General features: G+C 58.5%; 21 protein-coding genes. 10 read left to right on the forward strand and 11 right to left on the reverse strand.

All coding sequences use genetic code 11. From position 1 onward, the window contains the following. Positions 1–77: 77 nt before the first annotated feature. From ribD to ACKXF9_RS00465, 6 genes are read left to right on the forward strand one after another with little or no spacing between them, the layout of a single operon-like run. The gene (ribD, locus tag ACKXF9_RS00440) at positions 78–1202 is read left to right on the forward strand and encodes a bifunctional diaminohydroxyphosphoribosylaminopyrimidine deaminase/5-amino-6-(5-phosphoribosylamino)uracil reductase RibD (protein WP_418264972.1); all 1125 of its coding nucleotides are present in this window, start codon (positions 78–80) and stop codon (positions 1200–1202) included. Then, entirely contained in the window at positions 1166–1807 is a 642-nt protein-coding gene (locus ACKXF9_RS00445) for a riboflavin synthase (RefSeq protein ID WP_418264973.1), read from the forward strand. Before ribD ends, ACKXF9_RS00445 begins: the two co-directional genes overlap by 37 nt. Positions 1808–1819: 12 nt before the next feature. After that, positions 1820–3016 carry a bifunctional 3,4-dihydroxy-2-butanone-4-phosphate synthase/GTP cyclohydrolase II gene (locus ACKXF9_RS00450; RefSeq protein WP_418264974.1) on the forward strand — a complete coding sequence of 399 codons (1197 nt, stop codon included), beginning with the start codon at positions 1820–1822 and terminating at the stop codon, positions 3014–3016. A 21-nt stretch (positions 3017–3037) separates the two neighbouring features. Continuing rightward, complete coding sequence (gene ribE, locus ACKXF9_RS00455; RefSeq protein ID WP_005920573.1) at positions 3038–3514, forward strand: 6,7-dimethyl-8-ribityllumazine synthase; 477 nt, start codon at positions 3038–3040, stop codon at positions 3512–3514. 20 nt (positions 3515–3534) lie between these two features. Continuing rightward, positions 3535–3951 carry a winged helix-turn-helix domain-containing protein gene (locus tag ACKXF9_RS00460; RefSeq protein ID WP_005944121.1) on the forward strand — a complete coding sequence of 139 codons (417 nt, stop codon included), beginning with the start codon at positions 3535–3537 and terminating at the stop codon, positions 3949–3951. Further along, on the forward strand, positions 3948–4400 hold the full coding sequence (locus ACKXF9_RS00465; RefSeq protein WP_418264975.1) for a low molecular weight protein-tyrosine-phosphatase: 453 nt from the start codon (positions 3948–3950) through the stop codon (positions 4398–4400). Before ACKXF9_RS00460 ends, ACKXF9_RS00465 begins: the two co-directional genes overlap by 4 nt. Before the next feature lie 62 nt (positions 4401–4462). Here the strand turns inward: ACKXF9_RS00465 and rlmD are convergent, their stop codons facing one another. After that, on the reverse strand, positions 4463–5890 hold the full coding sequence (gene rlmD, locus ACKXF9_RS00470) for a 23S rRNA (uracil(1939)-C(5))-methyltransferase RlmD (protein ID WP_418264976.1): 1428 nt from the start codon (positions 5888–5890) through the stop codon (positions 4463–4465). Between the two features lie 15 nt (positions 5891–5905). Then, positions 5906–6328: a BlaI/MecI/CopY family transcriptional regulator gene (locus ACKXF9_RS00475; RefSeq protein ID WP_339395078.1), complete on the reverse strand. Its 423-nt coding sequence runs from the start codon at positions 6326–6328 to the stop codon at positions 5906–5908. Between the two features lie 331 nt (positions 6329–6659). Between ACKXF9_RS00475 and serC the strand changes: the two genes are divergently transcribed. The 4 genes from serC (at position 6660) to ACKXF9_RS00495 (ending at position 12048) form a co-directional block, all read left to right on the forward strand. Beyond that, positions 6660–7742 (forward strand): 3-phosphoserine/phosphohydroxythreonine transaminase, encoded by a 1083-nt coding sequence (gene serC / locus ACKXF9_RS00480; protein ID WP_418264977.1) that lies wholly within the window; start codon positions 6660–6662, stop codon positions 7740–7742. 215 nt (positions 7743–7957) lie between these two features. Then, positions 7958–9118 carry a phosphoglycerate dehydrogenase gene (locus ACKXF9_RS00485; protein ID WP_418264978.1) on the forward strand — a complete coding sequence of 387 codons (1161 nt, stop codon included), beginning with the start codon at positions 7958–7960 and terminating at the stop codon, positions 9116–9118. Between the two features lie 401 nt (positions 9119–9519). After that, a complete protein-coding gene (locus tag ACKXF9_RS00490) occupies positions 9520–9801 on the forward strand; it encodes a DUF6110 family protein (protein ID WP_005944105.1) in 282 nt (93 codons plus the stop codon). Between the two features lie 144 nt (positions 9802–9945). Continuing rightward, a complete protein-coding gene (locus tag ACKXF9_RS00495; RefSeq protein WP_418264979.1) occupies positions 9946–12048 on the forward strand; it encodes a heavy metal translocating P-type ATPase in 2103 nt (700 codons plus the stop codon). A 58-nt stretch (positions 12049–12106) separates the two neighbouring features. Here ACKXF9_RS00495 and ACKXF9_RS00500 read toward each other — a convergent pair whose 3' ends face one another. From ACKXF9_RS00500 to rsmH, 9 genes are all read right to left on the reverse strand, one after another. Beyond that, on the reverse strand, positions 12107–13585 hold the full coding sequence (locus ACKXF9_RS00500; protein WP_418264980.1) for a UDP-N-acetylmuramoyl-L-alanyl-D-glutamate--2,6-diaminopimelate ligase: 1479 nt from the start codon (positions 13583–13585) through the stop codon (positions 12107–12109). A gap of 29 nt (positions 13586–13614) precedes the next feature. Next, positions 13615–15147, reverse strand: a complete 1533-nt coding sequence (locus tag ACKXF9_RS00505) for a cell division protein FtsQ/DivIB (RefSeq protein WP_418264981.1) — start codon at positions 15145–15147, stop codon at positions 13615–13617. 30 nt (positions 15148–15177) lie between these two features. Beyond that, positions 15178–16305, reverse strand: coding sequence for an undecaprenyldiphospho-muramoylpentapeptide beta-N-acetylglucosaminyltransferase (gene murG, locus ACKXF9_RS00510; protein ID WP_418264982.1), 1128 nt, complete (start codon positions 16303–16305; stop codon positions 15178–15180). 43 nt (positions 16306–16348) lie between these two features. After that, positions 16349–17674: an FtsW/RodA/SpoVE family cell cycle protein gene (locus ACKXF9_RS00515; RefSeq protein ID WP_249237377.1), complete on the reverse strand. Its 1326-nt coding sequence runs from the start codon at positions 17672–17674 to the stop codon at positions 16349–16351. A 34-nt stretch (positions 17675–17708) separates the two neighbouring features. After that, positions 17709–18719 (reverse strand): glycosyl transferase family 4, encoded by a 1011-nt coding sequence (locus ACKXF9_RS00520; protein ID WP_418264983.1) that lies wholly within the window; start codon positions 18717–18719, stop codon positions 17709–17711. A gap of 29 nt (positions 18720–18748) precedes the next feature. Then, positions 18749–20131, reverse strand: coding sequence for a UDP-N-acetylmuramoyl-tripeptide--D-alanyl-D-alanine ligase (locus tag ACKXF9_RS00525; protein WP_118528655.1), 1383 nt, complete (start codon positions 20129–20131; stop codon positions 18749–18751). Positions 20132–20325: 194 nt separating this feature from the next. Next, positions 20326–22809 carry a penicillin-binding transpeptidase domain-containing protein gene (locus tag ACKXF9_RS00530; RefSeq protein WP_418264984.1) on the reverse strand — a complete coding sequence of 828 codons (2484 nt, stop codon included), beginning with the start codon at positions 22807–22809 and terminating at the stop codon, positions 20326–20328. A 125-nt stretch (positions 22810–22934) separates the two neighbouring features. Further along, the gene (locus ACKXF9_RS00535) at positions 22935–23414 is read right to left on the reverse strand and encodes a cell division protein FtsL (RefSeq protein ID WP_249237381.1); all 480 of its coding nucleotides are present in this window, start codon (positions 23412–23414) and stop codon (positions 22935–22937) included. A gap of 35 nt (positions 23415–23449) precedes the next feature. Beyond that, on the reverse strand, positions 23450–24415 hold the full coding sequence (gene rsmH / locus ACKXF9_RS00540) for a 16S rRNA (cytosine(1402)-N(4))-methyltransferase RsmH (RefSeq protein ID WP_339395069.1): 966 nt from the start codon (positions 24413–24415) through the stop codon (positions 23450–23452). Positions 24416–24431 lie beyond the last annotated feature (16 nt).

The raw sequence follows: 24431 nt of genomic DNA on the forward strand, positions 1-24431 counted from the left end.
TGCACAAGGGTCCCTTGTGTCTTTTCGGCTTGCCCTGAACGTTTTTGTTCAGGGCTTTTTCTTTTGGAGGCGACACGATGAACGACAAAGACTATATGCGTCTGGCTTTGCAGCTTGCAAAAAAGGGTTGCGGATGGACATCGCCCAACCCGATGGTGGGTGCCGTGGTCGTAAAAGAGGGCAGGATCATCGGACAGGGCTGGCACCAGAGATACGGTCAGGCTCATGCGGAGCGCAATGCGCTGGCATCCTGCACCGAAGATCCGCAGGGAGCGACCCTGTATGTGACATTGGAGCCGTGCTGCCATTACGGAAAGCAGCCGCCCTGCGTGGATGCGATTCTGGACGCGGGCATTCACCGGGTGGTCGTGGGTTCTGCTGACCCGAATCCGCTGGTGGCTGGAAAAGGAATTGCAATCCTGCGCGCACACGGCATAGATGTGACCGAAAATGTTCTGCAAGAGGAATGCGATGCGCTGAACAAGGTGTTCTTCCACTATATCACCACAAAACGCCCCTTCGTTTCCATGAAATACGCCATGACGATGGACGGAAAAATCGCCACATACACAGGCGCTTCCAAATGGATCACCGGGGAAATTGCCCGGAATCATGTTCAACGGCAGCGACACCGATTCCGCGGCATTATGGTGGGAGTCGGAACCATTCTGGCAGATGACCCGCTGCTGACCTGCCGGATAGAGGGTGGCCGTGATCCCGTCCGGATCATCTGTGATACACATTTGCGGACACCGCTGCAATCACAGGTGGTCATGACCGCCAAACAGGTTCCGACCATTCTTGCGACCTGCTGCGGCGACCCGGAGAAGCAGGCGGCATATCAACAGGCCGGGTGCCGGGTCCTTTGTCTGGAAGCGCATTGCGGTCATGTGAATCTTCTGCAACTGATGGAACAGCTGGGGCAGGAGCAGATCGACAGCATTCTGCTGGAAGGCGGCGGAACCTTGAACTGGTCTGCACTGGAAAGCGGCATCGTGCAGCAGGTACAGGCTTACATTGCCCCGAAGCTGTTCGGAGGAAGGGATGCCAAAGCACCCATTGAGGGTGCAGGTGTCCCGCTTCCGGATGCTGCATTCCGCCTGAAAAACAGCCGATTGGAACAGCTTGGCAAAGATTTTCTGATCGAAAGTGAGGTGGAGTACCCGTGTTTACCGGAATCGTGGAAGAAGTCGGAACAATAAAATCCATCAATCGGGGACAGCATTCCGCCGTACTGACTGTTCGTGCAAAAACGGTTCTGGAAGGAACCAGGATCGGCGACAGCATCGCCGTCAACGGCATCTGTCTGACCGTCAGGCAGCTCTTCCCGGATAGCTTTGCTGCGGATGTCATGCACGAGACCTTGAACCGCTCTGCGCTTGCACAGCTCACCGTTGGAAGTTCTGTCAATCTGGAACGTGCCATGCCGGCCAACGGACGTTTTGGCGGACACATCGTAGCAGGCCATGTGGATGGCGTCGGACGCATTGCTAATATCCGAAAAGACGATACGGCTATCTGGTACACCATTCATGCAGATCCTGCGATCCTTCGCTATGTCGTTGAAAAAGGCTCTATCACAATAGACGGTATCAGCCTGACCGTGGCTGCGGTGGAACCTACGGGCTTTTCCGTGTCCACGATACCGCACACCGTCCGTCAGACGAACCTGAACCAACGGCACAAAGGGGATTTTGTCAATTTGGAAACCGATGTTGTTGGAAAATATATCGAGAGGCTGCTTCCATCAGAAACACCGAAGCAAAACACGCTCACAAAAGAAATGCTGCTGCGCTGCGGCTTTTAAGGAGAGTTTACGATGAACTTCAATACCATTCCCGAAGCTTTGCAAGACCTGAAGCAAGGAAAAATCATTCTGGTAACGGATGACCCCGACCGTGAAAACGAGGGGGACTTCATCTGTGCTGCCGAATTTGCCACCACCGAAAACGTCAACTTTATGGCGACCCACGGCAAAGGTCTGATCTGTATGCCGATGTCCGAGGCTTTCGTCCAGAAGCTGCAATTTCCGCAGATGGTGCAGTATAACACCGACAACCATGAAACGGCATTTACGGTGTCCATCGACCACGTTTCTACTTCTACGGGCATTTCTGCCGCAGAGCGTTCCATTACGGCGATGGCTTGTGTGGACGATCACGCAAAAGCAGAAGATTTCCGCAGACCGGGCCATATGTTCCCCCTTCTGGCAAAAAAGAACGGTGTGTTGGAGCGCAACGGTCACACGGAAGCAACCGTTGACCTGTGCCGTCTGGCAGGGCTGAAAGAATGCGGCCTGTGCTGCGAGATCATGCGGGAGGATGGCACGATGATGCGCACCGCTGAACTGGCAAAGCTGGCAGAGCGTTTCCAGATCAAATTCATCACCATCCGTGATTTACAGGAGTACCGCAAGTGTCACGATAAACTGGTCGATCAGGTAACGGCAGTGAACCTGCCCACCAAGTATGGCACCTTCAGAGCTTATGGTTTCGTGAGCCGCCTGAACGGAGAGCATCACATTGCACTGGTAAAAGGTGAGATTGGCGATGGAAAGGATATTCTGTGCCGCGTCCACTCGGAATGCCTGACAGGAGATACATTTGGCTCTTTGCGTTGTGACTGCGGCCAGCAGCTGGCCGCTGCCATGACGCAGATCGAAAAAGAAGACCGGGGTATCCTGCTCTATATGCGGCAGGAAGGCCGGGGCATCGGTCTGATCAATAAACTGCGTGCCTATGAACTTCAGGAGCAGGGCATGGATACGCTGGAAGCCAATCTCGCTCTGGGGTTCCATGGAGATGAACGGGAGTATTATCTCGGCGCGCAGATCCTCCGGGAACTTGGCGTAAAAAGTCTGCGCCTGCTTACCAATAACCCGGACAAAGTATATCAGCTCTCCGAGTTTGGGCTGGAGATCTCCGAGCGCGTACCCATTCAGATGACGGCGACCCCGTATGACCTGTTTTACCTGAAAACGAAGCAGGCACGGATGGGGCATCTTCTGGAATATTAACAACGAAAGAGGTATTTAAAAATGAAAACATTTGAAGGTAAGCTGGTTTCTCAGAACATCAAGGTCGGTATCGTAGCTGCCCGCTTCAACGAATTTATCACGTCCAAACTTCTGAGCGGAGCAATGGATGGTCTGCTCCGGCACGATGTGCAAGACGCTGATGTTCATGTTGCATGGGTTCCGGGTGCTTTTGAGATCCCACTGGTTGCCTCTAAAATGGCAAAAAGCGGAAAGTATGATGCTGTGATCTGCCTTGGTGCCGTGATTCGCGGTTCTACCAGCCATTACGACTATGTGTGCAATGAGGTTTCCAAAGGCATTGCCACGGTCTCACTGGAAAGCGGGGTTCCCGTCCTCTTTGGTGTTCTGACCACCGAAAACATCGAACAGGCCATCGAGCGGGCAGGCACCAAAGCAGGGAATAAAGGCTATGACTGTGCAGTCAGTGCCATCGAGATGGTAAACCTGCTCCGGGAAATGGATACCGCCGCAGAATAAAATACACGCAGGAGTTTGCCATGATCGTTATAAAAACCCGACAGCCTGACCCGGAATTAGAGCAGAAGATCCGGATGCTTCTGGAACGAGAGCACATCGAGGCAGAGCAAATATCCATTGATTCATGGGAGAAGTTGGTTCTTCCGGGGCTTACACTGGACGGAATGACCCACGAAGTGTCGTGCAACGGCAGAAAAGTCTCCCTTACACGACTGGAGTTCGATTTGCTGCTGATGCTTGCCTCCCACGAAGGACAAATCTTCTCAAAAGAAGAGCTTTTCCGTGCTGTGTGGGGACAAAACTGTGACGACACCTTAAAGGTCGTGGCAAATACCGTTTCCAATCTGCGAAAGAAGCTGGCCGGCTGCGGTAGCTTTATCCGCACTACCCACGGCGGCTATGCTTTTGTAAGCCAAAAGGAGAACGACCCGGCATGACCAGGATCTTATTTATTTGTCTCGGAAATATCTGCCGAAGCCCGATGGCGGAGTATGTGATGAAAGACCTTACGTCCAGGGCAGGACTTTCCGAGCAATTTGAAATCGCATCAGCCGCCACCAGTGCATGGGAAATCGGAAATCCGGTCTATCCTCCTGCGCGGCAGAAGCTGGCAGAACATGGCATCGACTGCAACAGCAAGACCGCCCGGCAGATGACCCGGCTGGATTATGCACGGTATGATCATCTGATTGGCATGGATGAAAGTAATCTGTGCGACATCCTGCGGCTTGTCGGCGGTGACCCACAGCATAAAGTCTCGCTGCTGATGGCGCATACGGATCATCCCCGTGAAGTGGCAGACCCATGGTTCACGGGAGATTTTGAAACCACATGGCAGGATATACTGGAAGGCTGCACGGCATTGCTTGAGGAACTGCGATCATAACAGATTATCATAAAAACGGACGGATGTCTGCCAGTTGACAGACATCCGTCTATTTTTTTATTTCAAATCATCTTAAAATACTTCAGTGCCTCCCGGATGGCTTTTTCCTTCTCCGGCGGGCACTTGAGCCGCTTGGGGTTCTCAGCCTTAGGCTTGTTGTAGTTCTGCCGCTCCTTGATGCCGCATTTCTGCTTGACCTGTGCAATATAGAGGTTGCTCACGTTCAGACCGGTATGCCCCTTGACGTACTCCCGGATCTCTTCATAGGTAGCCTTGGTCTCCGCAGCAGTCACGTCCAACTCATCCATCTTCAGGTCTACCGTGATCTTCTGGTAGACATCCAGTTTGGACAATGCGCATACCGTTTCGATATGCTCACTGTGGGGGAACATATCTACCGGCGTACTGCTCTCCACTTTGTATCCCTTCCGGGTCAGCAGCTCAAGATCCCGGGCCAGCGTGACCGGGTTGCAGCTGACGTACACCACACGCTTCGGGGCCATGCGGGCCACGCTTTCGATAAACTGCGGCGTAGAGCCCTCCCGCGGCGGGTCCATAAAGATCACGTCTGCCCGCTCGCCTGCGGCGGCAGCCTCGCCGATCCACTGGGTGGCATCGGCGGCAAAGAAGCAGGCATTCTTCACGCCGTTGTGCTTTGCATTGCCAATGGCGTCGTGCACGGCGTCGCGGTTCAGCTCCACACCCACCACCTGCTTTGCGTGGTCGGCGGCGGTCAGGCCGATGGTCCCGATGCCGCAGTAGGCATCCAGCACTACCTCTTTGCCGGTCAGCTTTGCGGCATCCACCGCAAGGCCGTACAGTACTTCGGTCTGGGCGTGGTTGATCTGGTAAAAGCTGCGGGGGCTGATGGCATAGGTCTTGCCGCAGAGGGTATCCAGAATGAAGCCCTTGCCGTACAGCACCTTTTCCGCTTCACCCAGCACTACGCTGGTCCTGCGGCTGTTCACATTCTGCACGATGGTGGTGATGGTCACGCCCTGCTTTCCGGCTTCGGTCAGCAGTGCTTTGACAAAGTTTTTGGCTCCCGGCAGCACCGGCTGGGCTGTTACCAGCACCACCATCACCTGCCCGGTCATGACGCCCCGCCGCAGCAGGCAATGACGCAGAAGGCCGGTGCCCTTATCCTCATTGAAAGGCTGGTAATGGCAGGCGCCCGCCGCTGCGCGCACTGCCAGCATGGTCTTGTCCAGCACTTCGTCCTGCAAAAGGCAGCTTTCCACCGGCAGCACCTTATGGCTGTTTGCCGCGTAAATGCCGGAAGTAAGTTTTCCACCCCAGCCGGTGGTAAAGGTGGATATCACCTTGTTCCGATAGTGGTACGGCGTTTCCATGCCCCGGATGTGCTCCACCGGGCCGAATCTGCCCAGCAGCTTTTTCACGGTCTCTTCTTTCTGCTTCAGCTGTGCGGCGTAGTCCATGCCCAGCATCGGGCAGCCGCCGCAGTTTTTGGCACGCAGTTTGCAATCCATCTTCCGCTCTCCTTTTTACCCATAAGGGTCATACAGATCATATTCTTCCGCTTCCAGATGCTTTTCCTCCAGCACCTTCATGGCCTGTTCCAGCTCGCTCTGGCCGCAGCCGCTCTCACTCACCAGCGCGTGCACCGCCGCCGCAAGATCGCCGCCAAAGAGGGTGTCCAGCCGTTCGCGCATGCTCCACACATGATAGGCGCGCCGGGTGATGGCCGGGGTATAGGTGTTGTGGTTGCCGTCCTTGCCGCTTTTCACCCAGCCTTTCTCCTCCAGCCGGTAAAGAAAGTTGAGCACGGTCGCCGGGGCCCAGCCCTTTGCGCGCAGCTTTTCGTCGATGTCCCGCCGGGTCGCGGGCGCACGGCAGGCCCACACCGCCAGCATCACCTGCTCCTCTGCCGCCGAAAGCGGCTTTACACTGTCCGGGATGCCATACATCCTGCTGTTCTCCCTCCTTTCCGCATCTTTTTTGCTTTTACATTTGTCTTTGTTTCTTCATTATACCTGTTTTCCCGTAAAAGTGCAAGAGCCGGAAATGCCGATGGAATCAGGCTTTTCCGGCTATATTTTACATTTGTCTTTGCTTTTGTTTTTCCATCAAGGACATTTGTGTGCTTTGTGCCTGTGCAGTGGCTTTTGCGCCGTATCTTTGTGCAAAGATGCTCTTGTTTTCGCCCCCGCAAAACCGGTATACTACGGCTACGGCAATCAACAGAACGCACCGCAGAAAACCGCGGTGCTGTGCGATACAGGAAAGGGAGAGTTCATTATGGCACGAGTTTACAACTTCAGCGCAGGCCCCAGCATGCTGCCCGAGAAGGTGCTCAAGCAGGCACAGGCAGAGCTGCTCGAGTATGGCGACAGCGGTCAGAGCGTGATGGAGATGAGCCACCGCAGCAAGTGGTTCGATGCCATCATCAAGGACACCGAGGCCACCCTGCGCCGGGTAATGAACATTCCCGACAACTACAAGGTCGGTTTCTTTCAGGGCGGTGCCACCCAGCAGTTTGCCATGGTCCCGCTGAATTTTATGACCACCGGCAAGGCGGATTACCTTGTCACCGGCAACTTCTCGAACCTTGCCGCCAAGGAAGCCGCCAAGTTCGGCGAGGTGAACATCGTTGCTTCCAGCAAGGACAAAAACTTCACCTACATCCCGGACGTGAACGCCATCAACTATGATAAGGATGCCAGCTACATCCACATCTGCCAAAACAACACCATCTTCGGCACCCAGTTCGTGGAGGTGCCGCAGGTGGAGGGTGTGCCTCTGGTGGCAGACATGAGCTCCATGATCCTCTCCAAGCCGGTGGATGTGACCAAGTACGGCTGCATCTACTTCGGCGTGCAGAAGAATGTGGCCCCCGCCGGTATGGCCATTGCCATCGTCCGCGATGACCTGCTGGGCCATGCCGCCGACAATGTGCCCACCATGATGAACTACACCACCCTGCTGGGCAAGGACAGCATGTACAACACGCCCCCCTGCTGGTGCATCTATATGACCGGTCTGGTGCTCAAGTATCTGGAAAACGACATCGGCGGTCTTGCCAACATGCAGAAGATCAACGAAGCCAAGGCCAAGGTGCTGTACGACTATCTGGACGGTCAGGACTTCTTTACGAATCCTGTGGAGCACCGCTACCGCAGCACCATGAACGTCACCTTCACCAGCCCCAATGCAGATATGGACAAGAAGTTCTGCGCCGAAGCTGCAGAAGCAGGCTTCGTGAACCTGAAGGGGCACCGTCTGGTGGGCGGCATGCGCGCTTCCATCTACAACGCCATGCCTGCCGAGGGTGTGGATAAGCTGGTGGACTTCATGGAGAAGTTCCGCAAGGAAAATGCATAAAACCCTCTCAGCCTCACTTCGTTCGGCAGATTCCCCCTTTTGTCGCTGCGCGACATCTTCCCCCGGCCGGGGGAAGTCTTTCCTCTCAGGGGGGAGCTTTTTATCAGAAGGACAACTTGATCGAACCCGCTTTCTAAGCTCGCCCTTTGGGAGAGCTGGCACGGTGCAAGCCGTGACTGAGAGGGTTCCTGTATAATAGAAGGGAAATCTGGACTATGTACACCATCAAAACTTTGAACGCCATCAGCCCGGTGGGTCTGGCAAAGCTGAACAACAAGCAGTTTGACGTGGCTGTGGACACCGATGCCCCGGACGGCATCCTCGTGCGCAGCGCCGACATGCTGAATACCGCCTTCAACGACAATCTTCTGGCCATCGCCCGCGCTGGTGCCGGCGTGAACAACATCCCGCTGGAGCGCTGCAGCGAGCAGGGCATCGTGGTGTTCAACACCCCCGGTGCCAACGCCAACGCTGTGGCCGAGCTGGTGGTCGGTATGCTGATCGCCGGCAGCCGCAATGTGGCTGCTGCTGCCCAGTGGTGTCAGGGCCTGACCGGCGACCCCGCCATGGCAAAGACCGTGGAAAAGGGCAAGAAGCAGTTCGTGGGCAACGAGATCAAGGGCAAGACGCTGGGTGTCATCGGTCTGGGTGCCATCGGCTCCCGCGTGGCCAACTGCGCCATTGAGCTGGGCATGGAGGTCTACGGCTACGACCCCTACATCTCCATTGACGCCGCCTGGAACCTGAGCAGTCAGGTACACCATTGCGTGAACCTGAACGACATGCTGCCCCTGTGCGACTACATCACCATCCATGTGCCCTATCTGCCCACCACCAAGGACACCATCAACGCCCAGACCCTTGCCCTGTGCAAGGACGGCGTGAAGATCCTGAACTACGCCCGCGGCGAACTGGTGAACACCGAAGCCCTGCTGGAAGCCATGGAGACCGGCAAGGTGTCCGGCTATATGACCGACTTCCCGTCTGAGGCCATTCTGGGCAAGCCCGGCATCGTGTGCACCCCGCATCTGGGCGCTTCCACTCCGGAAGCCGAGGACAACTGCGCTGTCATGGCTGCAAAGGAGCTGAGCGACTACCTGAAGAACGGCAACATCATCCACTCGGTGAACATGCCGGAGGTCAATCAGCCCCGCGCAGGCGGCAAGCGCATCTGCATCATCCACAAAAACGAGCCCGGCATGATCAGCCAGATCACCGCCCTGACCACTGAAGCCGGCCTGAACATCGAGAACATGGTGAACAAGAGCAAAAAGAACATGGCCTACACCATGCTGGATGCTACCGGTGCTGTGGACAAGAAGCTGGCCGAAAAGCTGGCTGCCATCCCCGCGGTGATCCGGGTGCGCATCCTGTAAAGCAAAACGATTTTTATTTTAGCAACCCGGAAAAATCTGCGGATTTTTCCGGGTTGCTTTTTCACAGAGAAGGGCCGTGGCGGCAAACTGCATTTCCAAACCAGGACTTTTTACAAGCTGGAAATTCTTTCTCGTCTCATCTGCCGGTTAGTTTTCATTTACAAACTGTAGTTTGTCTCAAAAAACACGTTAGAGATAGCTTTTTCTAACTACACATCGTAAAAAGTTTACATGTATTAACATTCAAGAAAAAGCTTGAAAATGGGAAATTCTGTGCTACAATAGGCTCGACAGAAGGGAAATGTCCACCCTGTTCTCCGGCTTTTGGGCCGGTATATTCATCTTACAGGTCCTGCGGTGCAGGGCCTCTGACAGGAAATAGAAAAGGTAGGGAAGTTACTATGGATATCAAGAAGATTGCACTGTTCGCCGCCGGCACTCTGTTCGGTTCTGCCGGTTTCAAGCTGCTGTCCAGCAAGGACGCCAAGAAGGTCTACACCCAGACCACTGCTGCCGTGCTGCGCATGAAGGACTCCACCATGGAGACCGTCAGCAAGGTGCAGGAGCAGGCCGGTGACATTCTGGCCGATGCAAAGGCCATCAACGAGGCTCGTGCTGTTGAAGCCGAGGCTGCTGTGATCGAGGATGCCGCCGAGGAGACCACCGAAGAGACCGCTGAGTAATTTTCGGTTCGTAAAACACTGAAAGCCCCAACGTGGCTTTCGAGCCGCCTTCGGGCGGCTCTTTTTTGTGAGAGTGGGGCCGCAGGCGTGCAGGGTATAGCAGCCTGACGCTGCGGCAAAAAGATAGAGAAGGATATTTGATATATGAAATGTACCATTCTGCATGAAGGCAAGGGCCGGATGCGCGTGCATGTGGAAAAAGTCCGCATGACCCTGCACCGTGCCGATGTGCTGGAAGCATATCTGAACCACAATGATGCCATCGTCCATGCCGCCGTTTACGAGCGCACCGGCGATGTGGTCATCACCTATACCGGCAGACGTTCCGCTGCCATCGCTGTTCTGGCCGGCTACAAGTTCGATGTGGCCGAGTATGACGCTCTGGTCACCTCTACCGACAGCCGCAGACTGAACCGGGAATATCAGGATAAAATGTTCGATCTGGTGGCAGGACGCTGCCTGCGCAAGCTGTTCCTGCCCGCACCCCTTGACGCTGCCTACACCGTCTTCCGCTCCATCCACTTTCTCTGGAAGGGTGTGCGCTGCGTGCTGAGCCGCAGGCTGGAAGTGGAGGTGCTGGACGCTTTGTCCATCGGCGTCTCGCTGCTGCGCGGCGACTTTGGCACCGCCGGTTCTGTCATGTTCCTGCTGAATCTGGGCTCTCTGCTGGAAGAGTGGACCCGCAAGAAGAGTCTGGACGATCTGGCCCGCAGCATGGCCCTGAACGTGGACAAGGTGTGGGTGCGCAGTCAGGGCACCGAAGTGCTGGTGCCTCTGACCAAAGTACGCTCCGGCGATGAGGTGGTCGTGCGCAGCGGCAACATGATCCCGCTGGACGGCACCGTGCTGGAAGGCGAAGCCATGGTGAATCAGGCTGCCCTGACCGGCGAAGCCATGCCGGTGCGCAAGGCAGAGGGCTCCACCCTCTATGCCGGCACCGTTGTGGAGGAGGGCGAGTGCATCTTTATCGCCAAGGCCGAGGGCGGTTCCAACCGCTACGACAAAATCGTGGCCATGATCGAGGAATCCGAAAAGCTCAAGTCCAGCACCGAGAACCGTGCGCTGGTGCTGGCCGACAAGCTGGTGCCATGGTGTCTGGGCGCAACGGTGGTCACCTATCTGCTCACCCGCAACGCCACCCGCGCCATCTCCTGCCTGATGGTGGATTTTTCCTGTGCGCTCAAGCTCTCCATGCCGCTGGCCGTGCTTTCTGCCATGCGTGAGTGCGGCAGCTACCACATCACCGTCAAGGGCGGCAAGTATCTGGAAGCCCTGTCCAAGGCAGACACCATCGTGTTCGACAAGACCGGCACCCTCACCCGTGCCACCCCGCAGGTAGTGGAGGTCGTGCCCTTCTCCGGCTGTAACGAGCGCGAAGTTCTGCAGCTGGCCGCCTGTCTGGAAGAGCACTTCCCCCATTCCATGGCCAACGCCGTGGTGCGTGCCGCCAAAGAGCGCGGCATTTCCCATGAGGAGATGCACTCTGAGGTGGAGTACATCGTGGCCCACGGCATTGCAAGCCGCGTGGGCGGCCAGCGCGTGGTCATCGGCAGCCACCACTTCGTCTTTGAGGATGAAAAGTGCACCATCCCCGCAGCCGAACAGCAGAAGTTCGATGCCCTCAAGCCCGCGTATTCGCACCTGTACATGGCTGCCAGCGGGCAGCTGGTGGGTGTCATCTGCATCTCCGACCCGCTGCGCCCGGAAGCCGCCGCTGTGCTGAACGGTCTGCGTGCGCTGGGCATCCGGAACACCGTCATGATGACCGGCGACAGCGAGCGCACCGCTGCCGCCATTGCAAAGCAGGTGGGCGTGGACCGCTTCTTTGCCGAGGTGCTGCCCGAGGACAAGGCAAACTTTGTCCAGCAGGCCAAGGCCGAGGGCCACACCGTGGTGATGATCGGTGACGGCATCAACGACTCGCCTGCCCTTTCCGCTGCCGATATCGGCATCGCCATCAACTCCGGCGCTGCCATCGCCCGCGAGATTGCCGATGTGACCATCAAGGCCGACAGTCTGGAGGAGCTGGTGGCGCTCAAGGCCATCGCCAACTCCCTGCAGAAGCGCGTGCACGCAAACTACCGCTTCGTGCTCACCTTCAACTCCGCCCTCATCGCGCTGGGTGCTCTGGGCATCCTGCAGCCGGCCTCCTCTGCCATGCTGCATAACCTGTCTACCATTGGCATCAGCCTGAAGAGCATGACCAATCTCCTGCCGGAGAACAAGGCTTCGCAGCTGAAAGCATAATTACCGCAAAAAATAACGCCGTGTCTGAACATTCGACACGGCGTTGTTTTTTGTATTCTTATTCCAGCCCGATCTGCTGTGCGTACTCTTCCAGCAGCTCCCGCTCCAGGAACGGCGTCTTGACGCCCTCGCGGTCACGGTAGGTCTCATGGCCCTTGCCGATGACGGCGATCAGGTCGCCCTCCTGCGCGTGATCCACTGCGTAGTGCAGCGCATCCAGACGGTCGGGGATCTCCACGAACTTTGCGTCCGGGTTGCCCTTGTTCATACCCACGCGGATATCAGCAAGGATGTCCTCCACCTTTTCAAAGCGGTTGTTGTCCTCGGTGAGGATGGAGAAATCGGCCATTTTGGCGCAGATCTCGCCCATGCCGTAGCGGCGCAGCTTGGAGCGGTTGCCGCCGCAGCCGAACACCACCACCAGACGGTGGGGCTTGTAGGCCCGCAGAGTGGTGAGCAGGCTTTCTGTGGACACCTCGTTGTGGGCGTAATCCAGCAGGATGGTGAACTTTTTGCTGATGGGCACCAGCTCCACCCGGCCCTTGACCACGCATTTGCCAAGGCCGTCGTGGATCGCCTGATCCGGCAGGCCCAGCACCTTGCCCACCGCCAGAGCTGCCAGCGCGTTGTACACGCTGAACTCGCCGGGCATGTTCACCTTGACGTCCATCTCGTCCTTGCCGGTCACATTGAATTTAACGCCCAGAAAATCATGGGTGCGCAGCAGCTCATAGCCAGTCTCGCGGTAGTCGGCCTTTTCATCACGGCCATAGGTGACCAATTTACAGGTATGGCCTTCCAGCAGAGCTTCGGTGTTCTCATCGTCAATGTTCACCACGCCCACGTCGCAGCGCTTGAACAGCTGGCCCTTCCAGCTGCGGTACTCCTCAAAGGTCTTGTGCTCACCGGGGCCGATGTGATCCGGCGAAAGGTTGGTGAACACACCCACATCGTAGTGCACGCCCGCCACGCGGTCCATCATCAGGCCCTGACTGGACACCTCCATCAGCGCAGTATCACAGCCTGCGTCCAGAAACTCCCGAAAGGTCTTCTGCAGCTCGTAGCTTTCGGGGGTGGTATTGGCGGTCTCCTTGTGGCAGCCCATGTAGTAGATGCCATTGGTGCCGATCATGCCCACCTTGCGGCCCGCTGCTTCCAGCACGCTCTTGATCATGTGGGTGGTGGTGGTCTTGCCCTTGGTGCCGGTAACGCCGATCATGGTCATCTGGCGGGACGGGTTGCCGAAGAGGTTTGCACTCATCAGCGCCATGGCATAGCGGCTGCTCTCCACCCTGACCACGGTCACATCCGGCAGGGCGGAAAGGTCGATGTCGTGCTGGATGACCAGCGCGCTGACTCCCTTTGCGGCACAGTCGGCGGCGAACTCGTGGCTGTCGCGCTGAGTGCCCACGATGCACACAAATGCAAGCCCCGGGGCTGCCTTGCGGCTGTCATAGATGATATCCGAAATTTCCGTATTCAGGCTGCCCTGCACCAGAGTAAAGGGCACACCTTCCAGTAACTGTTCCAGTTTCATTGCTGCTCACTCCTCAAATGGTCGTATTCTCACATGGGGTCCTGGGTCTCGTTGGCGGTCATGCGGGCGGGGTCGATCAGCGGCGTTTCCTCCGCTGCAGCCGTATCGCCCGCAGGCTGGGCTGCGGCATCCTCTGCACCATCTGCCGTGGTATCATCGGCAGACGGTTCCTCGGTCTGGGCCGGTTCCTCCGGTTCCGGCACCACATAGCCGGAGGGCAGGGTCGGCTCTCCCTGTGCAAAATAAATTTTGCGGGTGCTGCCTGCGCTCACATGGCTGAAATCCAGCCTGCCGGTGTCGGTAGGGGCGCAGCCCTTACCGTCGGCATTGGTCAGCACATAGCGTGCGCGGTCCAGCTTATAATCCAGATCGTTCAGGGTGCCAAGCAGCACGCTGACCCGATCCTGATACAAAAATGCTACCTGATCGGTGTCCGCAAATTCCATGCGGGTCACATCATCCAGCAGTTCATATTCCTCCAGCTTTGCCTGCAGAGCCGTCAGGGTCTCCATCTTTTTGTCCGCTTCCTCCGGGCTGCTGGCTGCTGCGCTGTCCGACGCTGCCGTGCTGTCGGCGGCATCCTCTGCCGCAAAGCTCAGCTGTTCGCCGGGGGCAGTCGTTTTCGCCTCACCGCCGTACAGGGTCTTGAGTCCCTCCGGCTGGGCCGACCCGCAGGCCAGGATCTTGAACTGATCCGAGAGGGTCAGCCATCCGCTTTGGGTCTGCATGGCGTAGGCAGGCACCGCTTCCGTCACCTGCACCACCACCGTGTTGGGATAATCCCGCACCACCCTGATGGATTCCAGCAGAGGGAATTGGCGTTCCAGCGCCGCCTCCTTTTCGCCGGGGTCAAAGCTGAAGATATTTTCCTCCGGCGCTACACCCAGCGCCTGAATGATCTCGCTGCTGGAATAGCCGCCCGCCTCCTGCACCACAGTGCCGTCCTCCGTCTGCACCTGAATGGTGCCGATCTTGAACAGCATGGTCATGGTCAGGTAAACACCGGCGGCGATCACGGCCAGCAGAGTCACAAAGGCCATCAGACGCCGCATCATCCGCCGCCGTTTCAGCGCGGCGCGGGTCAGGCGGCGTTTCTTGCGTTTTTCCCGCCGCACCGGGTCCCGGACCTGCTGTTGCTGCGCCGGGCGCAGGCGCTGATTTTTGTAGCGCTGGCGGGCGGCTCTGTCTGCCGTCTGCCCGGTCTGCTGGCTCTGGGGCCTGCGCTGCTGGGGCCTGCGGGCCGTGCCGGAGCTGTTCCGGCCTGCAGACGCAGGGCGGGAACGCGGTGCGCTGCGGTTCTGGCCCTGACTGCGGGTGCGCGGGGCACTGCTCTGGGCTGTGCGGCGCGGCTGGGTGGGAAACTCGATGCTGTTGTCCGTCCGGGTCCGCCGGACGGCGCCGTTGGACGTCCGGTCCGGCGCAAAGCTCAGCGGCTCACCATTAAAGCCATAGCGGCTGTCGGTGCTGCCGGAGGTTTCCTTTTTCTGTGAAGGTGCCTGAGGACGCTGCAGATCCTTCCGCAGGTCGTAGATATTGCCGTTGTTTCCACCGGATCGCTGCATGGCGTGCACCTCCTTTCCGTTTTTTCCTCGTCAGTGCTTCTGCACCAGTTTCATCAGGGCAGCGGCAATGCGGTCCAGACTGTCGTCTACCGACAGGCTGCGCGCATTTCTGCCCATTTCAGCCAGCTTACCGGGCTGTGCCAGCAGATCGGCAACAGTGCCCACCAGCTTTTCGCCCGTCAGGTCTTTTTCCTCAATGACCACGGCGGCACCGGCCTTCTGCAGCTCCATCGCGTTGAAATACTGATGGTTCTCTGCCACATTGGGGCTGGGGATGAGCACCGCAGCGCGGCCCACGGCCTCCAGCTCGGCCAGCGTCAGCGCACCGGCACGGCTGATGACAAGGTCTGCCGCTGCCAGCAGCTCCGGCATGTTGTTGATGTATTCCTTCACCACAAGGCTGCTGCCCTCGGCAAAGTTCTTTTCCTTTTCCAGATCCTTGAACAGCTGTACGCCGTACTGACCGGTGGCATGCAGATGCAGCACCGGCTTGTGCTCCTGCTGCTCCCATGCGCACAGGTCGGCCACCACCTCATTGACGCGGCGTGCGCCCAGACTGCCGCCGAAGGAAAGCACCACGGTGCGGTCGCCTGCGCCAAGCTCGGCACGGATGGCATCCCGCTCCTTTGCCTTTGTGAACACCTCCGGGCGCACCGGGTTGCCCACCACGATGGTCTTATCGGGTGCTCCCAGCTTTTCCACAGCGGCGGGCACAGCGGCGAACACGATGTCCACATCCGGTGCCAGCAGCTTATTGGTCACGCCCGGAAAGGCGTTCTGTTCATGGATGGCGGTATGGATGCCCATTTTGGCAGCGCAGCGCACCACCGGGCCGGACACATAGCCGCCGCAGCCGATCACGAGATCGGGCCGGACTTCCCTCATGATCTTCTTTGCCTTGGGGCCGGAAAGGGCCAGATTCCACAGGGTGACGATGTTGCGCCTGATGTTGTTCAGCGACAACCTGCGCTGGAAACCGGTGATCTCGATGTGGTGGAACGGATAGCCCGCCTGACCCACCAGACGGTACTCCATGCCCTCCCTGCGGCCGGCAAAGTGGATCTCGGCAGAAGGATCTGCCTTTTTGATGGCACCTGCAATGGCAAGTGCCGGGTTGATATGGCCGGCAGTGCCGCCGGCAGCGATAAGAACTCGCATACTGATTTCCTCCTATATGTGTCCGGCCTTTGCCCGGAGCCTCTCATTTCCCGTTCTGTGCACGGCGGGCATCTTCCAGATTGATGGTCCTGCTGGCCCGTTCGGCCTCCTGCGCCGCACGTTCTGCCTCCCGCCGGGCGTGGTCTGCGGCACGCTGCTGGGCCGCTCGTTCTCCGTTGCGCCCAATGTTCACCATCACGCCCATTTCTGCCAGCAGCAGGATCAGGCTGGTGCCGCCGGACGAAAAGAAGGGCAGGCTGATGCCGGTGTTCGGGATGGTATTGGTGACAACGGCGATGTTGCAGAACACCTGCCATGCGATCTGTGCCATAATGCCGATGCCCACCATGGTGCAGAACTGATTCTCGGCCTTGTAGGCGATCAGCAGGCCCTGCACGATGAACAGGATAAACAGCACGATGATGAGCGTGGCCCCGATGAAGCCCAGCTCCTCACATACCACGCTGAAGATAAAGTCGTTGGTGCTCTCCGGCAGCCAGAGCTGCTTTTCCACGCTGTTGCCAAGGCCAAGGCCCTTCAGGCCGCCGGAGCCAATGGCATACAGGCTCTGCTTGGTCTGGGGATTCAGTTTTTCCAGATCGTCCGACCATGTTTTCAGGCGTTTTTGCAGGTACTCAATCGAGTTCACATGGGTCAGCAGCGTTTCCAGCAGCAGCGCCGCGGTGCCTGCTCCTGCCCATGTAATGATGCCGCCGCTGCCGCTCATCATCAGGATGGTGCCCACGATGGCGGTGGTCAGCAGGATGCCGGACATGTGCGGTTCCATGATCAGCAGCACCAGCACCGGTACCAGCGGCAGCACCGGCAGGATGATCTGCCGCACGATGCGGATGAACAGCCAGTCCTTCAGCCGGACCTTTTCTTTCAGGGATGGACGGAACCGTCCGATCTGCGGCGCACTGGACGCCAGATGCGCCGTGAGCAGGATCATCTCAAACTTAGCTACCTCAGAGGTCTGCAGGGTCAGTCCTCCCAGACGGATCCAGCGGCGGCAGCCGTTCAGCGGCGGAAAGGCCAGCGTAGCTGCCAGCATAAGCAGCACGATCCAGTAACACGGCTTGCATGCCCAGCGCAGAAAGCGGTGATCCACATAGCTCATGGCTGCCATGCATCCGATGCCAATGGCCATGCAGAGGATCTGCTGCTTGATGTAGTGCAGGCTGTCGCCCATGCGCAGGTAGCCGGTGGTGTAGCTTGCGCTGTACAGCATCACAAGGCCAAACGCCATAATGACCGCCAGTGTTGCCATCCAGTTGATCACCAGCCGGCTCCACGGCCCCGGGTCCCGCTGCAGCGGCGGGGCCCATGTCGTCTCTTTTTGTCTGTATTGTCTGCGGGCGGCTTCCATTGCCCTTCCCCCTCGTTTTTTCAGAATAAAGCGCTCAGGCCCAGCGTGCCAGACGCACGGCCAGCGCCAGCCCGCACACGCTCAGGGCGCACAGGCTGTAAAAAACATTCACCGCGCTCAGGCCGCGCTTTTCCAGCCAGCGATGCAGCGGCGCAGCCGCGAACAGTAGCCTGCCCCGGCGGCGGTAAAACAGGATCTGCAGCGCCACCATGCCGCCTTCCAGCCAGAAGGGCAGCGCCAGCGGGACGCTGAGCTCTGCATAGCCGATGCACAGCGGGATGCAGCCGATGGCTCCCGCCGCAAACAGACACCCGCATTTGCCGGGGTGCAGCTTTGCCGGCGGGAAATCCCACAGCAGAAAGGCCATCAGTGCTCCGGCCAGCGCTGCCGGGAACACCGCCAGCGGGAACCATCCCAGCTGCGTTTCCAGCATCATCAGGCCCAGCATAGCTACAAAGGCCGCGCCGCACACCGTGCCGTCGGCACCGTCGGCCACGCGGGCCGCCTCGGCCATCGCCACCAGCAGCACAGCCCACAGCAGCGGTGCCAGCGCACATTCCACATAGCCTGCTCCCGGCAGGATCAGCCCTGTGGGCAGGCACCCGTTCAGTGCCAGCAGGCCCAGCACCAGCGCTGCAGCAGTGCATTCCAGTGCAAGGCGCTGTGTGCGGCGCAGGCCAAGGCCCAAACCGTTCGGGTAGCGGCTGCGGATGCGGGCCAGATCATCGGCCAGCCCCACTGCGCCAAAGGCCAGCGACCCCAGCAGTGCAATGAGCAGGCGGGAGGTCATCTGCCGGTCGCTGCCAAGCAGGGAAGGCTGTGCAGCACATGCGGCCAGCCAGCCCACGCCCACAGCGGCAAGGGTGCCCACCATCAGGCACAGCCCGCCCATGGTAGGCACCGGGCTGTCCGGGGCATCGCTGTCCGGCTGTGTACCGCGTGCCGTACGCTGCAACTCCCGCAGCAGCGGCACCATCATATTGCCGAGCGCCGCAGTCAGCACAAAACCCAGCACCGACGCGACGACCAAGGCGAAACGAATCATTTTTCAATCTCCAAATTCATGCCAAAGGGTTATTCTTCGGCATCTTTCTGCTCTGCGTAGAAAATTTCCAGTACTTTTTCCAGCGCCATGCCGCGGCTTGCCTTCACCAGCAGGGCATCGCCCGGCTCTATCCGGTTCAGCAGAGCATCCGCTGCCTCGCGGTAGTTGTTTGCATGGAGGGTCTTGACCCCCTTGGCCGCAGCCACCACAGCCGTGCGCTTTGCGTTTTCGCCGTAGGTCACAAGGCAGTACAGATCACTCTCCGCAGCCAGACGGCCCAGCTCCTCGTGGGCTTCGCGGGACAGCTCGCCCAGCTCCAGCATATCGCCCAGCAGGGCAAAGCGGCGCTTGCAGGGGAATTCCTTGAACATGGCAAGCGCGGCCTTCATGCTGTCGGGGTTTGCATTGTAGCAATCCTCAATGACGGTAACGCCCTTGCTGTGCACCACCTTCTGGCGGCGGCCGGTCTGCTCAAAATTGGAAAGCCCCTTGATGACACCGCGCGGGTCGCAGCCCAAGCGGGTGGCGGCGCAGTAGGCAGCCAGAGCGTTTGCCACATTGTGCTTGCCCATGGCCGGGATCTTGACCACAAAGGTGCCCTCTTCCTGATCTTCCAGCACAAAGCTCATGCCGTCCTCTTCCTGCCGGATGGACAGTGCACACACATCCGCGTTCTCATCTGCCAGACTGAACCATACCGGCTTCACGTGGGCGGGCAGCTTTGCGGCGCGCAGGAACTTATCATCATAGTTCAGCACCAGCGGTGCACCCTCCGGCAGGCCGTTGCAGATCTCCAGCTTTGCCTTGCAGATGTTCTCCTGACTCCCCAGATTGCCGATGTGGGACACACCGATGCAGGTAATGATGCCCACATCCGGGCGTGCGGCCCGGGCCAGACGGTCGATCTCGCCCGCATGGCTCATGCCCATCTCGATCACGGCATACTCAGTGCTGCTTTCCAGCCGCATCAGGGTGCGGGGCATGCCCAGTTCATTGTTCTGGTTGCCCTCGGTCTTGATGGTCTCGCCAAAGCCTGCAAGGGCGGCGTAGGTCATCTGCTTGGTGGTGGTCTTGCCCACGCTGCCGGTCACACCCACCATCTTGGGGTGATACTGGCTGCGGTAGTTCGCGCCCATCACCATCATGGCGTGGTAGCTGTCCGGGCAGAGGATGGCCTTTTCCGCAGGCACGCCCTCCACCGGGTGGTTCACCACCACATAAACAGCACCGTTCTCCAGTGCTTTGGCCGCAAAATCGTGGCCGTCAAATTTTTCACCCGGGAACGCTACAAAAATGCAGCCGGGCCGCACCTCGCGGCTGTCGGTGGTCACCAGTTCCACCTGCACCTCTTCCCGGATGAAGTCTGCGGGCACCAGCCCTGCCAGAAGCTTGCTTGCAGAAATTTTTTCCATTGGTTCTTTCCCCTCTCTTTTATCTTGTAAAACCCTCTCAGTCAATGCCTGCGGCATTGCCAGCTCCCCCGAAAGGGGAGCTCTTTTGCATCTTACGATAAAGTGCAGTTCTTCAGAAGATTCACTTTACCGTGCCCACTCATAAAGCTCGCCCTTCGGGAGAGCTGGCGCGCAAGCGCCTGAGAGGGTTCTTGTTACCCACAGGTAATGGTCACGACGGTGCCGCGCTGCACACTGGAACCGGGGTCTGCACTCTGGGCCTGCACGGTGGCGTTCGCATTGCCCTCCACCACACAGTTCAATCCGGCGGCAGACAGCATCTGGCGAGCAAAGTCCGCGCTCTTGCCGGTCACATCCGGCACATCGGTATGGCTGCCCTCATAGGTATCGGTATACAGGTACACGGTGGTGCCGTAGGCCACCTTTGCACCCGCGTGCGGATACTGGTAGGTGACAGCTGCTGCCGCCTGACTGGTGGTGCTTTCGGCCAGCTGATGCCTGAGGCCCTTGATGTTCAGCTGCACCTGCGCACTGCTCCACTCGGTGCCCACCAGATTCGGCACAGTGACCACAGTCTGGCTGCGATCCTCGCCGTCGGCGGCAATGCCAAGGTAGGGTGCGATCTCGCTGATGATGTTGCCCACAACGGGCGCTGCCAGCAAGGACGAGTAGTCCGTTCTGGCGTTGTTGGGGTCATCCAGCATCACATAGACGATGATCTCCGGGTCGTCGGCGGGCAGGACAGCGGCAAAGGATGCCACCTTCTTGTAGTCACCGTCGGCACGGCGATCCATGTTCAACTGTTCGGAAGTGCCGGACTTGCCGCCGATACGGTAGCCGGACACATAGGCATACTTGCCGCCGCCGGTACCGGCGCCCACCTCATATTCCATGATCTGGCGGATCACATTGCTGGTGCTCTCGCTGATGACCTGACGGCGCACATTGGCACCGATTTCCTCGATCACGTTGCCATTTGCATCGGTGATCTTATCCACCACATGGGGCGTGACCAGATAGCCGCCGTTGACGGCTGCGGCCACAGCGGTGCACATCTGCAGCGGGGTGATGGCCATTGCCTGGCCAAAGGCCGAAGAAGCCAGCTGCACTTCGCCCAGCTGGTTGGCCTTATAATACTGCATGAAGCCCGTCTCACTGGGCAGGTCCACGCCGGTGCGGCTGGTAAAGCCAAAGGCATCGAAGTAGTTATAGAAGGTCTGGGAGCCAACGCGCTGGCCCAGCTGGATATAGTAGATATTGCAGCTCTGACGCAGAGCTTCGGCCAGTGTGATGGTGCCGTGGGCTTTGTGGCCTGCGCAGTGGTAGGTCTCCTTTGCCACGCCGTAAGCACCGGCGCAGGTAAAGGTGGTGTTGATGTTTGCAAGGCCGGAGTCCACGCCCATGGCCGAGGTGATCACCTTGAACACACTGCCGGGGTAGTACAACTCGGTGATGGCCTTGTTTTTCCACTGGATATCGCGGAAGTAGCCGGAGTAATCGGCCTCCTCGTCCAGAATGCGGTTGCCGTTTGCATCCTTCAGCTCGTTGCCGTTCTCATCCTTTTTGTAGATGCCGTACAGCTCCGGCTCAGCGCGCACCAGCTCGTTGAGGTAATCCAGATTTGCGCTGTAGTCCAGCGGGTCGTTGGGGTCAAAATCCGGCTTGGAAGCCATGGCAAGGATGGCACCGGTCTTGACATTCATCACGATGGCGCAGCCGCGGTTCTCCACCGTGTTGGCTGCAATGGCTTCGTTCAGATACCGTTCCACGATCTCCTGCACATTCACATCCAGCGAAAGCACCAGATTGGAGCCATCCTTGGCTGCAAAGGTGGTGGCATTCTCGTCCGCAATGGCGTTGCCGTAGGCATTGCGCTGGGTAATGGTGCGGCCATCCACACCGGCCAGCGTGGACTGATAGGATTTTTCCAGACCGTAAGTACCAATGCCGTCCGCATCGGTAAAGCCCAGCACTGCCGCTGCAAACGCTCCGTAGGGGTAATTGCGCTGGAAGCTCTTCTCGCTGCCGACCGAGATGTTGCCCTTGCGGGAGGTCTCAGTGGCACGCTTGTGTGCCTTGTTGAACTGGGAAACGTAGGATTCGATGGACAGCTTGACAGCGTTGTTCACCTTGGTGGCCAGCACCTGATACTTGGTGTCCGTCTTGGAAAGTGCATCGTAAACCTTCTGGTACTGGGTCTGGTACGCTTCCGAGGAAGTGTCCACCGCGTCCAGACTTTCGCCGTCGCCGGAAAGCAGGCGCAGGGTCAGTTCCCGGCTGACCTCGGCGCACATGGCCGTGTCCAGCGTGCGCACCGCCTCCTCATCCTTGCCGGTGGTGGTATATAAGATTTTGCTATTGTCCGGGTCGGCCCAGATGGTCCACACCACGCTGGTGGAGGCCAGCGTGATGCCGGAGGTATCGTAGATCTCGCCGCGGGTGGCCTTGATGGTGGTATCCAGCAGCTGCTGCTTTGCGGCCAGCTGGCGATAAGTCTCGCCGTTCCGGATCTGGATGTTATACAGGCTGTAGGTCACACGGATGGCCGCAAGCCCCATGATCGCAAGGGCCAGACTGCCGCAGAGCAGGCTGATCTTGGGGTTCATGCGGGCACCGGCACCGGTATCCGGCCATGGCCCTTTTATTTTTTTGGTGATCTTTCGGAAAAATTTTGGCATGGTATGCTCCTGCGGCAAAAGGCAGTTTCTGCTTCCCGCCGCACTTTTATTGGATTTGAAGTTTTTTGCAAAGGGGGCATAAAACCGAAAAAGCGTGCGCTGCCGCACGCTTTCCCGTACCTGATTCACCTTATGGTGCCAAGAATGTTCACTGCTCCGTTATAGATAAAGTCGGTCCACTGCCGCACAGCGGACTGGGTGCGCTCCAGCGTATCGCTCTCGCCCAGACGGATGTAGGTGATCTGGCTCTGGTCGATCTTCATCAGGCCCAGACGCCCGGCGGTTTCCTCCACGCTGGTGATATTGGTCTTGCTGTTCAGGGTGCTGTTGTAATAAGTATACTGGCTCTGCTCGCTCACCAGCTGTGCCTTTGCATCCTGGATCTGATCGTTCAGCTCCACCAGCTGGGATTCGCTCCATAGCAGGCTGATGGCAAAGCCCACCAGCAGCGCAGCTGCCACCAGATTCATGGCATTGTGCACCGCTGCCTGCAGCGGCGTAAGACGGCGCTTGCCGCCCTTTGCAACACGCAGGTTCGCCTTGCGCTGTGTCTGCGGGGCTTTTCTGCGCCGCACTGCGTTATAATCATATGCTGCCTGACCCATGGCTTGCTCTCCTCCTCACAAAACAGGTATTCTGTTCAGCATTTTTCCAAAACTCTCAGGTGGGCAGAACGGCTGCGCCGGTTCTCCTCCAGTTCCTGACTGTTTGCCTCAATGGGCTTGCGGGTGACAAGCTTTGCTTTTGCCTTGCCCCCGCACACGCACACCGGAAACTCCGGCGGGCAGGTACAGGCTGTGGACCAGCGGCGGAATTTGTTCTTCACCAGCCTGTCCTCCAGCGAGTGGAAGGTGATCACACACAGCCGGCCGCCCGGCGCAAGGTGATCAAAAATGGTATCCAGCCCTTCCTCCAGCGCATCCAGTTCATGGTTCACTGCAATGCGCAGCGCCTGAAAGGTGCGGCGGGAAGGGTTCTTGTTCTTGCGGCGTTCTGCCGGCGGCATGGCGCTGGCCACGATGTCTGCCAGCTGCAGGGTCGTTTCAATGGGAGCGTTTTCTCTCGCTTCCACGATCCTGCCTGCGATCTGCCATGCAAATGGCTCCTCGCCGTAATCCCGCAGGATGCGCGCCAGCTCTTCGCGGCTCTCGGTGTTCACAATGTCTGCCGCCGTCTCGCCCTGCTGGCTCATCCGCATGTCCAGCGGTGCATCTGCCCGGTAGGAAAATCCCCGGGCTGCATCGTCCAGCTGATGGCTGGAAACGCCAAGATCCAGCAGTGCACCGTTGATCTTGTCGATGCCTAGGCTTTCCAGAGCTTGTCCCGCATAGCGGAAGTTGATCTGCACCACCGTAGCGGGCAGGCCCGCCAGACGGGAACGTGCGGTCTGCACGGCATCCGGGTCCTGATCCAGCGAGATCAGGCGACCGCCCTTTGCCGCATCCAATCGCAGGGCGATCTGGCGGGAATGTCCCGCGCCGCCCGCCGTTCCGTCAAGGTAAGTGCCAGCCGGGTCGATGGCAAGACCCTCCAGACACTCGTTCAGCAGGACCGGGATATGCTCAAACGAGGCCGGGTCAAAGGCTGCTTGTGTTTCAAGTTCCATCGGTACGGCCTCCTTT

Source organism: Faecalibacterium sp. 9 (assembly GCF_048320955.1).
GTDB classification, from domain to species: Bacteria; Bacillota; Clostridia; order Oscillospirales; family Ruminococcaceae; genus Faecalibacterium; species Faecalibacterium wellingii.